At 60.8% G+C, this 13,228-nt stretch carries 9 protein-coding genes and 2 rRNA genes (1 of these 11 only partly in view); all 11 read right to left on the reverse strand.

The window, feature by feature from the left end:
- Positions 1 to 58: 58 nt before the first annotated feature.
- The gene (locus tag AC5O5R_RS21345) at positions 59 to 955 is read right to left on the reverse strand and encodes a LysR family transcriptional regulator (RefSeq protein WP_172226801.1); all 897 of its coding nucleotides are present in this window, start codon (positions 953 to 955) and stop codon (positions 59 to 61) included.
- Positions 956 to 1,042: 87 nt separating this feature from the next.
- Positions 1,043 to 3,079, reverse strand: coding sequence for a pyridoxamine 5'-phosphate oxidase family protein (locus tag AC5O5R_RS21350; RefSeq protein ID WP_172226804.1), 2,037 nt, complete (start codon positions 3,077 to 3,079; stop codon positions 1,043 to 1,045).
- Between the two features lie 27 nt (positions 3,080 to 3,106).
- Positions 3,107 to 3,736: a glutathione S-transferase family protein gene (locus tag AC5O5R_RS21355; protein ID WP_172226807.1), complete on the reverse strand. Its 630-nt coding sequence runs from the start codon at positions 3,734 to 3,736 to the stop codon at positions 3,107 to 3,109.
- Positions 3,737 to 3,911: 175 nt separating this feature from the next.
- Positions 3,912 to 4,463 carry a UPF0149 family protein gene (locus AC5O5R_RS21360; RefSeq protein ID WP_172226810.1) on the reverse strand — a complete coding sequence of 184 codons (552 nt, stop codon included), beginning with the start codon at positions 4,461 to 4,463 and terminating at the stop codon, positions 3,912 to 3,914.
- A gap of 91 nt (positions 4,464 to 4,554) precedes the next feature.
- Positions 4,555 to 5,544, reverse strand: coding sequence for an asparaginase (locus tag AC5O5R_RS21365; RefSeq protein WP_172226813.1), 990 nt, complete (start codon positions 5,542 to 5,544; stop codon positions 4,555 to 4,557).
- Entirely contained in the window at positions 5,541 to 6,695 is a 1,155-nt protein-coding gene (locus tag AC5O5R_RS21370) for a hypothetical protein (protein WP_172226816.1), read from the reverse strand. The genes AC5O5R_RS21365 and AC5O5R_RS21370 overlap by 4 nt, the downstream gene beginning before the upstream one ends.
- Before the next feature lie 10 nt (positions 6,696 to 6,705).
- On the reverse strand, positions 6,706 to 7,602 hold the full coding sequence (locus AC5O5R_RS21375; RefSeq protein WP_172226819.1) for a nitrilase family protein: 897 nt from the start codon (positions 7,600 to 7,602) through the stop codon (positions 6,706 to 6,708).
- 134 nt (positions 7,603 to 7,736) lie between these two features.
- A complete protein-coding gene (locus AC5O5R_RS21380; protein WP_172226822.1) occupies positions 7,737 to 9,674 on the reverse strand; it encodes a flavin monoamine oxidase family protein in 1,938 nt (645 codons plus the stop codon).
- A gap of 144 nt (positions 9,675 to 9,818) precedes the next feature.
- Entirely contained in the window at positions 9,819 to 11,462 is a 1,644-nt protein-coding gene (locus AC5O5R_RS21385; RefSeq protein ID WP_494511581.1) for an acetolactate synthase large subunit, read from the reverse strand.
- A 333-nt stretch (positions 11,463 to 11,795) separates the two neighbouring features.
- Positions 11,796 to 11,911: ribosomal RNA gene (gene rrf, locus AC5O5R_RS21390) — 5S ribosomal RNA — on the reverse strand.
- 143 nt (positions 11,912 to 12,054) lie between these two features.
- Positions 12,055 to 13,228, reverse strand: a 23S ribosomal RNA gene (locus AC5O5R_RS21395) (it continues 1,719 nt past the right edge of the window).

Consider the following 13,228-nt stretch of genomic DNA (forward strand, 5'->3'; position numbering starts at 1 on the left):
CATAGGTCATCGTACAACACTTATTGTTTCGAGATGTTTTTGCTGTTGTTGTACGATCTCAATTCAGCTGCTGTGCGCGCAGGGTCTGGGCGAGCATATCGATGAAGGCCCTGACCTTGGCCGAGCCATACTTGCTCTCCCGGTGCAGCACATGAATCGGCCATGGTGCTTCTTCATACTCGGCCAGGATCACTTGAAGCTGCCCGCTGGCCAGCTCGTCTGCCACCTGGTAAGACAGCAGGCGGGCGATCCCCAGCCCGTCGCTGGCGGCAGCGATCGCCCCATCGTTGCTGGTCACGGTCAACCGCGGCTTCATGCGCACCAAGGTCGGCTCATCGGTCACCCCAAAACGCCAGCCGGCGCGTGGCGACAGGTTGGTGGTGCCGATCACCGCATGCCCTGCCAGGTCCGAGGGGTGCGTGGGCATGCCATGGCGGGCCAGGTAGTCTGGGGACGCACACAGCATCCGTCGCACCCTGCCCACCCGCAGTGCTTTCAGCCCGGAGTCAGGCAACGGGCCAATGCGCACGGCCACATCCATGCCCTCTTCGACCATATTCACCACCCGGTCTAGAAAGTAGGCAGACACATCGACCTCGGGGAACTGCTGCAGATAGCGCACGATGCAGGGCATGACGAACTTCTTGCCGAACAGGATCGGGGCGGTGACTGCAAGTTCCCCTTTGGGTGTGGCGTTGATACCGGCGGCCGCTTCGTTGGCTTCGTGGATGCTGGCAAGGATATGCCGGGTGTCTTCCAGGTAACGGCTGCCCGCCTCGGTCAGGCGAACGCTGCGGGTGGTGCGCAGCAACAGCTTGACCCCCAGTTGATCTTCCAGGGCGCTGACGGCGCGGGTCACCGCTGCGGGGGAGATGTCCAGGCGGCGGGCAGCGGCGGCGAAGCTTTCCAGTTCGCCGACGGCGACGAACACCTTCATCAGGTGGATCTGGTCCATGCGGGCCTCGGGGCTATGAAGTGCGCAGATTATCTTTTATTTGGGCTTTTGGGGTTGTCTGGCCTGGCCTGTTCGCGGGCAGGCGAATCAGGCATCCAGCACCAACGCCTGCCCGCCCTCCTCCATCCGCGCCGGCACAGCACAGCAGATCAACACGGTCCCGGCATCCGGCATCTCTGCCGGCGGGTTCGGGTAATGCACCTGGCCACTCACCAGCCTGGTCTTGCACGTTCCACATGACCCGCCCCGGCAACTGAATTCCGGCGCCAACCCGCGCGCTTCTGCCAGCTCCAGCAGCGTACCGCTGCCGGGCGCCCAACGCGCCTCTTTGGCCGAAGCCGCAAAATACACCGGCACCGGCTCGCTGGCAGCAGGCGGCTGCTGCAACGCCGGCTGGGCGCCGTCGGTATGCCGTCGTAGCGTCGATGGGCCAAAGGCTTCCGCGTGGATCCGTGCATCCGGCACATGCACCCCGCGCAGCCCTTCATACAGGTCCTGGGTAAAACTACCCGGGCCACACAGGTAGAAATCGTAGTCGTCCAGCGCCAGCGTCGCCTTGACCTGCTCGATGCCCAGCCGCCCGACGAACTCATGATCACGCCCCACCACCGCATGGCTTTCCGGCTGGCTCAGGGCACGGTGCACGTGCAGCATGCCAGCGGCCTGTTGCTGCAAAGCTGTCAGTTCCTGACGGAACGGCAAGTCGGCCAGGCTGCGGGCGCCATGGAAAAGGTGAATACGCCGTGCCGGGCCGCTGCTCAGCTGCTCGCGCAGCATGGCCAGTAACGGCGTGATACCGACGCCCGCGCCGATCAGTACCAGCGGCCGGGTACTCTGCCGATCGAGGGTGAAGCTGCCCATCGGCGCGCGTACGTTCAGCACATCACCCGCCACAACGCGCTCATGCAGGTACCGCGACGCCGGGCCCTGGGCCTTGACGCTGATGCGCAGGTAGCCGTCGGCAGGCGCGCTGGACAAACTATAGGTGCGGATCAAGGCAGCCCCACCGTCAGGCTGGATCTGCACGGGAACATGCTGCCCCGGCGCAAAAGCCACGTTGCTGCCGGCCGGTGGCTCAAGGTAGAACGAGCGAATATCGCGGCTCTCCTGCTCCACCCGCAACACTTGCCAGGCCTGCCACTGGCGCTGTTGCTGACGTTGCTGGATACGCGCTGCGGCCTCGGACCAGGTACCGGTCGTCAGGCTGGTGGGCGCATACCCCTTGAACCCCCAGCGCAGCGAAACGGCAGTCGGGCGCCACACCACCTGTTCGACCTGCAATGTCCATAACCGCTCGGCGCCTTCGAACGCCTGGGTTACCGGGCTGTCCAGCAGCACCTCGGTACGGCCGCCGAGCTGCAGCACGTTGCCGTTGTGGAAATCGATGAACAGCAAGCCTGCCTGCGGGTTTACCAACAAGTTGCCCAGGGTGTTGAAGTGCAGGTTGCCGGCATAGTCGGGAATGGTCAGGCGGTTGCCTTCTACCTTGACGAACCCGGGCCGGCCGCCGCGGTGGGAGACATCCACCGAACGCTGGCCGTCGCTGTGCTCGACGTAGCTGGCGACGAAAAAGGTATCGGCCGCCTGGATCATGCTGACTGTCGCGGCGTCCAGTGTGCTCGCGTCGACACGTGCCTGGCGGGGCTCATCGACGCGGGTGTAGTCACGCAGCTGGATGTATTGCGGGCAGTTGCCGAACGCCTGCTCTACCATCACCTGCAATTGCCCGCCCGCAGCCTGGCGGATCTGCCCGTTGATACGGTTGCGCCGGCGAGTATGCAGCTCGATACCCAGCAGGCCGATCGCCTGCCCGGAGGCCAGCCCCGGGGTGGCAGGGTCATCTGCAGGCAACGTGGTATCGATCGTCAGCTGACGAGGATCAGGCGAACTGACGAACCCCTCCGGGCCTTCCAGCAGGGTTGCCCAAGGGTGGCCGTCAGCGTCCACGCTGGCAGCGATCATGAACGGCAGTTGATGATAGAAAATGCGGTGCTGGTCGGGCATGAAGTCACGAATGACCTTTTGCCCGAACGCCTCCATGCGCTCTGCTACACCCACCTTTTCCTGGAGGGTCTTCTCGCCGGCATGCCAGGGCGAGGGGCGGTGGTCCGAGTGCTGTTGCATGGCGGCGGTCCTCCCGATGGCAGGGTGTCAGGCGCTGGTTTGCAGCCCGATCACGGTACGCGGCATGGGCACGAAGCCTGGTAGCGCTTCGATCCGCGCCAGCCAGCTGCGCACGTTGGCATAGGGCTCCAGCGACACATTGCCTTCGGGAGCGTGGGCGATGTACGAGTAGTTGGCGATGTCGGCAATGGTCGGGCTGCTGCCAGCCAGGAAGGGGGCCTTGGCCAGCTCGGCGTCGATCACCTTGAGCAGGGTGTGGGCACGGGCGATCACTTCGTCGGTATTGAACGCGGCTCCGAACACCGTGACCAGGCGTGCGGCGGCAGGGCCGAAAGCCAGCGGGCCGGCAGCGATCGACAGCCAGCGCTGCACGCGAGCGGCTGCGGCAGGTTCCTCGGGCAGCCAGGTGCCGTTGTCGTACTTTTTCGCCAGGTACACCAGAATCGCATTGGAATCGGCAATCACAATGCCGTTGTCATCAATTACCGGAACCTGGCCGAACGGGTTGAGGGCCAGAAAGTCGGGCTGCTTGTGCGCCCCTTTGGCCAGGTCGACGAACACCAGTTCGGCAGGCAGGTTCAGCAGCGAGAGCATCAGCTCGATGCGGTGGGCGTGGCCGGACTTGGGAAAGTTGTAGAGCTTGATCGGGTTCGACATGGGCTTGGCTCCTGGTCAGCGCCGGGTTGGGCTGATGGAGCACATCCTGCACCGGTTCGGCTGGCAGCAGAATCCGTGCGCAGGGGAAACCATAATTTCGCTGAGCGGAATAATCGTCCAGTCTACACCGCCCTATCGCCGGCAAGACGGCGGTAGGGCCAATAGGCATGCCAAATCAGTGCAGCTTGTTGAAATACCGGAACAGCTCACGCGCGGCCTCGACCACCTGCGGCACGCAGGCCTGGATATCTTCTTCGCTCATCTGGTCAAGCAATTCGAAGTTGTCTTCCAATCCATGCAGCGAGATAGCCTTGAGCAGTTGGTCCTGCTCAGGCGGCAGTTCGGTCCAGCCAGCGATCTGGGTACCGCGCATGTAGCCGAAGCACCATTCCTCCATGACGATAACGCTGCCCTGCTCGCCTTCGTTTTCCTCGAACAACGGCTCGAAGTGATCGACGTCGTCGCTCAACTGTTCCGCCACCTGGCTGGCATAGCGCAGCATCAACGCGGTATAGGCCTCTTCATGTGCAGGCTTCTTGAACTTCGGCACCTTGCCACCGGCTACCGCTGGCAACCAATGTTCAGGGGTGACGGTAATCGGCGAGCTGGCCAGCGCGGTGAAAAAGCCATTGAGCTCGGCCAGGTTGAGCACCGAATAGTCATTGCCGTAAGTGATCAGCAGGTCCTCGAGGCGGACGAGTTCTTTTTCGCTGAGAAGGGGAAGCATGGATGGACATCCTGGAAAGCAAAAGTGTGTGCACACTAGCACAGCAGTGCCTCAAGAGCTGCCCGCGGCGGTCGCTACGCGGGCAGATTCGTTACTGAGACAACCAGCTTTGCAGTGCCGTTTGCTCACCGGTACCCAGCAGTAACCACAACAGAATGCGGCACTTGCGCGGGCAGAGCTGCCCGGCCATGTGCACCCCCTTGCGCTGCAGATCGATCTCGGCTCCGGCAAACTCGTAGGTGGCTCGGGCGGTCGAACCACTGCCGGTGCGGGTGGCAACGATCACCGGCAAGGCAGATGCGAGCTGATCCAGCAGCGCGGCCCAGCTGCCGGAAACATGCCCTGCGCCGAACGCTGCGATGACCAGCCCCTCGTAGCCCAAGGGTGCTACGGCTTGCAACAGGGCCGTATCCGCGTCCAGGCACACTTCCAGCAAAGCAACGCGGTGCTCGATTCGATGGGGCAGCGGCAACACATCGCGCAAGCCTGGCGGTTGGCGATAAACCACTGCGCCCTCCACAACATCGCCCACGCGGCCGCAGCCAGGCGACTCGAAAGCGGCCAGCGCCAGGCTGGCCGTCTTGCGAACCTTGGCTGCACAGTGGACCTGATCATTCATCACTACCAGCACACCACGTCCACGGCTGCCTTGTGCCAGCGCAACCTGTGCCGCACTCAGCAGGTTGGCGGGGCCGTCATTGCCCGGCTGGCTGGCCGCGCGCATGGCACCGGTCATCACCAACGGAACATCGAACGGCCACAGTAGATCAAGAAAATAAGCGGTTTCCTCCAAGGTGTCGGTACCTTGGGTAAGGATTACACCCTGCGCGCCCCGCTCCACTTCACTGCGGGCCCAGGCCAGCACGTCGAGCAGCGCCGCAAAGCCCAACGAGGCACTGGGAAGCAGGCCCAGTGTGGCGACTTCAACATCAGCCATATGGCGCAATTGCGGGACCTTGGCCAGTTGCTCATCGCAGCCAAGCGTTGGTCGCACAGCGCGTCCCGGAGCAGCTGCCTGCATGCTCACCGTGCCACCCAGGCTACCGATCGAGAGCCTGGGCAGTGGCACTCCCCCATTCATACCCCACCTCCGGCAAGCACCCCAACCAGCGGCACGATCCCCAGGGTACTGATGGCCATCGACAGCACATTGCCGATATAGCCGTGCATAGAGGCCGGCAAGCGCTGGGTAATGGCCACTGCCAGCGGCGGAGCTACCAGCGCGCCAAGCACTGCACTGGCGACAACCACCTGCCAGCTGCCACCGTGGGCAAGCACCGCTGCCGGGACGATCGAGACAATTGGAATGTAAGTGGGATACCACCCACGCGCCTGCCACTGGCGTCGCCAGAACACGACCCCGACCAGTGACGCCAGTGCCTGCCCGGCGATCATTGGCAGCAACAGCAGCGAACCATACGCCGCCGCTGACGGAGCGAGCATATAGGCCAGGAACGCGCCCAGCAGCAAGCCTAGGCTGGCCAGTTCATTCCCGTAAAATGGCGCTTCGCTGAAGTCAGCCAGCACGCGGCGCAAGGTCCAGACCACGCCGTAATCAGCCTGTACAGCGACGGGCTCGGATGGGGCCGGCGCGTGACAGGGCCTTACCCATGAGGGAAAACACTTGCACAACAGGAATGCCACAAGGCTTGCCAGCGCCATGCCGCTCACGTTGCCGATCACCGCCGGCAGCTGCAAGGGATAGCACAGGTAGTTGACCATCAAAAGGCTGGCTGGCGTTACCAGCAACGCGCCCAGCAGGGCGCCGGTTATCGTCACCCGCCAGCCTGCACCAAACAGCAGCACCATGGCTGCCGGCAATGACACGAAGGCAACGAAGGTCGGTTGCCAGGCACCACTGGCCAAGGTCCATCCCCACAATGCGTGGCTCAGCAGCAGGCCCAGCAATGAGCTGGTGAACACCCATGGCCACAAGCCGCTGCCGTAGCAAATGGCAAAACCCTGCCAACGGTATCCGCGCACATAGGCCCAGTGTGCCAGGCAAGCACCTAGCAGCAAGCCCAGGGCAGGCAGCTCGTGCTTGTAGAACGCCACTTCGCTGATATCGCCGACTATCCAGCGCAGGCGGCTCAGCGGCTGATCAAGCGTCGCCGCGAGTTGCCCATAGTCCGGCCATTGGCCATGGGCCAGGCTCACCACCAACAGCACCAAAAGGCAGGCGAATATCAACGCCGGCGAACGTTGCCGGTTCGAGAAGCGTAGCGTTTTCATCGGCGACTCCTCAGCGCGGCATCGGTGAATGCAAGCGATAGCCAAGCGCCGCATCGTAGAGGTCAGTGCGCCGATCACGGGGTAGATCGTTGAGGGTGTTCCAGATCGGTGCCGAACGCGCAATGCTGAGGTCGACATCGGCATACAAGATGCTTTCCTCCTCTGGGCCGGCCACTTCACCAATGGGCCAACCATTGGTTCCAGCGATCAGTGAACAGCCCAGGAAGCGTCCACCCCGCTCCGTGCCGATGCGGTTGGCGGCGGCAATGTAGACGTTGTTGACGTGTGCTGCGGTCATGGTCAGGTAGGACGCCATGCAGCGACCTGCTTCGTCGAACAGAGGGGGCGGTGTCCATACCCAGTTGTTCAGGCTGCAGATGATGTCGGCGCCCTGTGCGGCCATCAGCCGCGGTACCTCCGGGAACCAGATATCCCAGCAGATCAACAGGCCGATGCGGCCAATCGGCGTCTCGAACACGGGGAAACCCAGATCACCAGGGGTGAACCAGAGCTTTTCCTGGTTCCACAAGTGGGCCTTGCGGTAATGCCCAAGCAGGCCCTGGGGGCCGAACAGGACCGCACTGTCATAGAGCTTCAGCCCGTCACGCTCGGCAAATCCTGCGGCCAGGAACACCTTGTGCTCGCTGGCAAAGTCCGCCCAGGCGTTGAGGCTGGGGCCGTCGCGCAGCGTCTCGGCATGGGCATAGGCCTCAGCTCGGGTGTGGAAGGTGTATCCGGTATTGGCCAGCTCGGGCAGCACGATCAGATTGGCCCCTTCGCATACCGCGCGCCGGGCCAGTGCCAGCCCTCTGCCTAGGTTACCAACGCAGTGCTCAAGCCCGACCTGAGGGTCATACTGGATGACAGCAATACGTACGGGGCTGACTGGGGTGCCGTGTTCAGACATGGTGGCTTCCTTCTTATGGTTGTTTTGGAAGGACGCCAGTAGAGCGGGGATCGACCGGGGAGTGACAGTCGGGACACTCCCACAAGCCTGTAGGAAAAGGGACGGGATGCAGTAGGGCTCTGCCTACATCCGCGTTAGTTGTTAACCTGATATTGCGGATAATGCTCCAGGGTGAAGCCACCCAGGAACTGCGCCGAGGTGCGACTACAGAGGTTGATGACGACATCGACTGCGGTTCGCAGGCACGGCTCGGTCCAGCCAGCATCAACAGAGAAGGACTCTCCAGCCAGATACAGCCCCGACAGCTCACTGAGCTCGCGGTTGTATTTCATCAGGCTTATCGCCTCATAATAGGTCCCTGCGCGATACAGCTTTGCACAGCCCAATGCATTTTTATCCGTGATCCAGCGTTGTATGCGGATGTTTCGAGTATCGATGTAAGGCGATATGGCCTCACCTATATTGCTGCAGCGGAGAAGGATCCGATCGAGTTCCTTCACGCATTTGTTGGCCAATTCCTCATCGGAAAATGCTGCCAGTTTGGTGGCATCGTCCTCCCAGGTGTAACTGAGCAGAATGCAATCATCAGGGTAGTGGTCGTTGTAGCGGTAGGCATAGACGTCATGAACGAAACTGTCGGTGACGAGAATCTGCGGGATCGTTGAATGGCGGTCGAGGAAGCTTTTCTTCAGCGGTGCGTAGACCTTGCAACTGGTTTCCCAATGAGCATGCTTCCAGGCATCCATGATGGATTGAGGTAATACCTGGCGGCTGAAACCTTCAAGATGGATGTTGGTTTCGATTAGCCAGGAGGGGGTAGTGAGGATTACGCTGTCGAAATCCTGATGACAGGGTTGCGCTAGTATCGGGTCACTGCATTGCCAACTGTACCCGACCCGGATACGGCCATCTTCGAGCTTGTGCAGCATAGTTACAGAGCTGTCCGTCAGTAGCCCGTCCTCGCGTTGCAAGAGGTGGTCATACAGCGAACCATCGCCCATCCCGATATCCAGAAACATGAGGCTTTCGTCCATCGCCGCGATGCCCAGATACGCAGGGGCCTGGAACATGAGGCCTTTGCTGTCAGGGACCTTGCTGGCATCAAGATGCGGTGCAGCGTAGGGTACGCCAGCGTCATCAACCCGGCCGTGCACCAACTGCAAGTGGCTGCTGAAACCAAAGATTGCCGTGCGTAGCGGATAGAGGCAGCAAACGTCGTAGAACGCGCCCCAGCTGCCGTCACCGATGCCAATCGCATAGAAGATGGCCGACTCCTCGGCACTCATGCCTAAACCGCCAAAATTCCCCGGGTTTTCAGGGCTCCATGCCGCCAGCGCCGGCAACTGCACAAGCTCTCTGAATGACACCCGGTGATAGCGTTCGACGATGGCCGACCACATTGATTGCCAACTTTCCGAACCGTAGACGGCGGCGACCCGCTCGGCGAACTGCTCGGCAAAACGGTGCCATTTGGCGTAAACCTGTTGCAACAAGGCAGTCGGCGGCGGAGTGTTCCCTTCGGGATTGCGCCAGATCAGCAGGCTTGGGGTGGCCTCCCCTTCCAATTGCCCCTCACGCAGATAAATCCCGGTTGCATTCACCCAAGGGGTGCCAGGGTTAGGGAAGTCGGAAATCCGCAGTTCGAACAAATTAGCGTAATAGGCCATCAGAGAGCGGCCTGCTTTCGGGGGCTCTCCAGTCCTGTTGAAAAAAGGCATCCGCATCGCTCCCATTTCGAACGGGGTTGATGGTTGCTTGTGGTTTCCTGACTGGTTTGCCACCGTAAGGTGCCGCCCACCCACGCGACGGGATTGCTCGATTACCGTGATACGTGTGAAGCCACACCGCAGCAATTCACGCGCAGCAGTCAACCCGGTCACACCGGCGCCGATGATACAGATCCGGTGGCCTGGCTGGGTGGCGCGTGCAATACCTCCTTCTTGCTCGAGCAAGCGGCGGTAATCGAAGCAGAGATCTGGAGGGTTGGGGAAGCGTGCAGCCCAAGGGTGGGCAGGTGGCGTTGGTTCGATGGCCAAGTCTGCGGGATGGTTGTGCGTCGTTCCGATGGTCATGTACTCGGGCTCTCCAAAAAATGGGAGACCTGAGGGTGATTAAATATGCCTTATGGCAGGGGGTCGATATGTACAGCCAACCTGCGGGACATAACCGCGAGCCGACAGCGCCTCCCACCAGGGGCAGCGCTGTTGGCAGGGGGCTTATACCGCCAGCGCGCGCTCGCGTAGCTCACTGTTGAGGATGCGGTCGTTCTCGCTGTAGTCGACCGGGCAGTCGATCACGTGCACGCCTGGGGTCTTGATGCAGTGTTCCAGCAGCGGCAGCAGGCCTTCGGCGCTTTCCACGCGGTGGCCGTTGGCACCGTACGCTTCGGCGTATTTGACGAAGTCCGGGTTGCCGTAGTCCAGGCCGAAATCGGTGAAGCCCATGTTGGCCTGTTTCCAGCGGATCATGCCGTAGCCATCGTCACGCAGGATCACCACGGTGATGTGCATGTTCAGGCGCACTGCAGTTTCCAGCTCCTGGCTGTTCATCATGAAGCCGCCGTCGCCACATACCGAGATCACCGGGCGGTCCGGGTGCACCAGGTGCGCGGCCATTGCCGATGGCAGGCCGGCGCCCATGGTCGCCAGGGCGTTGTCCAGCAGCACGGTATTGGGCTTGTGCGCCTTGTAGTTGCGGGCGAACCAGATCTTGTAGATGCCGTTGTCCAGGGCAACGATGCCTTCGGACGGCAGTACGCGACGGATGTCGGCCACCAGCCGCTGTGGGTACACCGGGAAGCGGTCGTCGTCGCCGCCTTCGGCGATCTGCGCTTCGTTGGCCTCACGGATGGCCAGCAAGCGGGTGAAGTCCCAGTGCGAAGTGTCGTTCAGGGCTTCGCTGATCTGCCACACGGCGTTGGCGATGTCGCCGATCACTTCCACCTGCGGGAAGTACACGGCATCGACTTCGGCCGAGCGGAAGTTGATGTGGATGACTTCGGTGCCACCGCGGACCATGAAGAACGGCGGCTTCTCGATCACGTCGTGGCCGATGTTGACGATCAGGTCGGCCGCCTCAACCGCACGATGTACAAAATCGCCGGACGACAGCGCGGCGTTGCCGAGGAAGCGCGGGTGACGCTCGTCGACCACGCCTTTACCCATCTGCGTGGTGATGAACGGGATGCCGGTCTTGTCGATCAGCTGCTTGAGGACCTTGGCGGTCATCTTGCGGTTGGCGCCAGCGCCGATCACCAGGATCGGGTTACGGGCGTTCTGCAGCTTTTCCACGGCCGCTTCGATGGCTTTGTGCTCGGCCAGGGGGCGACGGTGCAGGCTGCGCGGGATCGGCAGTGCGTCGGTCTGCTCGGCGGCGATATCTTCCGGCAGCTCCAGGTGGACCGCACCCGGCTTCTCTTCTTCGGCCAGGCGGAAGGCTTCGCGCATGCGCGCCGGGATGTTGTCGGCCGAGGCGAACTGGTGGGTGTACTTGGTGATGGGGTCCATCATGCCGCACACGTCAATGATCTGGAAGCGGCCCTGCTTGGACTTCTTGATCGGCTTCTGCCCGGTGATCATCATCATCGGCATGCCGCCCAGGTAGGCGTAGGCGCTGGCGGTGACCAGGTTGGTGGCGCCAGGGCCAAGGGTCGACAGGCTGACGCCGGTCTTGCCGGTCAGGCGACCGTAGGTGGCAGCCATGAAACCTGCAGACTGCTCATGACGGGTCAGTACCAGCTTGATCTTCGACTTGCGCAGGGATTCGAGCAGGTCGAGGTTTTCTTCACCGGGAATGCCGAATACATACTCGACACCTTCGTTTTCCAGGCATTGCACAACGACATCGGCGGCCTTGGCCATCTTGCTTGCTACCTCAAGTGATGGGACGGTGGAAGTCCAGAAATGCGCAGCACGGTACGCTGGCATCGCCAGGCCCGGGGCAAGGAATGCTCCGAACCAAAGTCTTGACGCAGGGGGGGCGAGGGAAAGTCACGTAAATTGGGCGGGAATATTGTTGCAGTCTGCGCTGACAACGCCGCGGGGTCTGCCTGGGAGATCGGGGATGCAGGTTTTGCGGCCGCTGGGCGCCCGATCGCGACGCAAGGCCTACAAGGGAATGCATGCGGCTGATGTTTGGGGGCAGAAAGACAAAACCCCTACCTGCATACGCAGATAGGGGTTTTGCGAAATGAATCTTGACGATGACCTACTCTCACATGGGGAGACCCCACACTACCATCGGCGATGCATCGTTTCACTACTGAGTTCGGGATGGGATCAGGTGGTTCCAATGCTCTATGGTCGTCAAGAAATTCTGTAGCCAGAATGTCCAGATGGACAGCCCAGCGAATTCGGATATGTGATAGTTGTGATGCTTTGTGAACAGTGCGAACTTTCGGTTCGTGTCATCTTCACCACCGCAATCTGCATGAGCAAATTGCTTGGGTGTTATATGGTCAAGCCTCACGGGCAATTAGTATTGGTTAGCTCAACGCCTCACAGCGCTTACACACCCAACCTATCAACGTCGTAGTCTTCGACGGCCCTTCAGGGGATTCTGGATCCCAGTGAGATCTCATCTTGAGGCAAGTTTCCCGCTTAGATGCTTTCAGCGGTTATCTCTTCCGAACATAGCTACCCGGCAATGCCACTGGCGTGACAACCGGAACACCAGAGGTTCGTCCACTCCGGTCCTCTCGTACTAGGAGCAGCCCCTCTCAAATCTCAAACGTCCACGGCAGATAGGGACCGAACTGTCTCACGACGTTCTAAACCCAGCTCGCGTACCACTTTAAATGGCGAACAGCCATACCCTTGGGACCGGCTTCAGCCCCAGGATGTGATGAGCCGACATCGAGGTGCCAAACACCGCCGTCGATATGAACTCTTGGGCGGTATCAGCCTGTTATCCCCGGAGTACCTTTTATCCGTTGAGCGATGGCCCTTCCATACAGAACCACCGGATCACTAAGACCTACTTTCGTACCTGCTCGACGTGTGTGTCTCGCAGTCAAGCGCGCTTTTGCCTTTATACTCTACGACCGATTTCCGACCGGTCTGAGCGCACCTTCGTACTCCTCCGTTACTCTTTGGGAGGAGACCGCCCCAGTCAAACTACCCACCATACACTGTCCTCGATCCGGATAACGGACCTGAGTTAGAACCTCAAAGTTGCCAGGGTGGTATTTCAAGGATGGCTCCATGAGAACTGGCGTCCCCACTTCAAAGCCTCCCACCTATCCTACACAAGCAAATTCAAAGTCCAGTGCAAAGCTATAGTAAAGGTTCACGGGGTCTTTCCGTCTAGCCGCGGATACACTGCATCTTCACAGCGATTTCAATTTCACTGAGTCTCGGGTGGAGACAGCGCCGCCATCGTTACGCCATTCGTGCAGGTCGGAACTTACCCGACAAGGAATTTCGCTACCTTAGGACCGTTATAGTTACGGCCGCCGTTTACCGGGGCTTCGATCAAGAGCTTCGCTTGCGCTAACCCCATCAATTAACCTTCCGGCACCGGGCAGGCGTCACACCCTATACGTCCACTTTCGTGTTTGCAGAGTGCTGTGTTTTTAATAAACAGTCGCAGCGGCCTGGTATCTTCGACCGGCATGGGCTTACGGAGC

It is taken from the genome of Pseudomonas sp. 8_5_2 (assembly GCF_059295255.1).

What these genes read in the sequence shown, in the direction of transcription:
- AC5O5R_RS21370 (WP_172226816.1), bottom strand. Translation starts at nt 6,695, where the DNA reads ATGAAAACGCTACGCTTCTCGAACCGGCAACGTTCGCCGGCGTTGATA.
- AC5O5R_RS21350 (WP_172226804.1), bottom strand. Translation starts at nt 3,079, where the DNA reads ATGCAACAGCACTCGGACCACCGCCCCTCGCCCTGGCATGCCGGCGAG.
- AC5O5R_RS21365 (WP_172226813.1), bottom strand. Translation starts at nt 5,544, where the DNA reads ATGAATGGGGGAGTGCCACTGCCCAGGCTCTCGATCGGTAGCCTGGGT.
- AC5O5R_RS21355 (WP_172226807.1), bottom strand. Translation starts at nt 3,736, where the DNA reads ATGTCGAACCCGATCAAGCTCTACAACTTTCCCAAGTCCGGCCACGCC.
- AC5O5R_RS21345 (WP_172226801.1), bottom strand. Translation starts at nt 955, where the DNA reads ATGGACCAGATCCACCTGATGAAGGTGTTCGTCGCCGTCGGCGAACTG.
- AC5O5R_RS21360 (WP_172226810.1), bottom strand. Translation starts at nt 4,463, where the DNA reads ATGCTTCCCCTTCTCAGCGAAAAAGAACTCGTCCGCCTCGAGGACCTG.
- AC5O5R_RS21375 (WP_172226819.1), bottom strand. Translation starts at nt 7,602, where the DNA reads ATGTCTGAACACGGCACCCCAGTCAGCCCCGTACGTATTGCTGTCATC.
- AC5O5R_RS21380 (WP_172226822.1), bottom strand. Translation starts at nt 9,674, where the DNA reads ATGACCATCGGAACGACGCACAACCATCCCGCAGACTTGGCCATCGAA.
- AC5O5R_RS21385 (WP_494511581.1), bottom strand. Translation starts at nt 11,462, where the DNA reads ATGGCCAAGGCCGCCGATGTCGTTGTGCAATGCCTGGAAAACGAAGGT.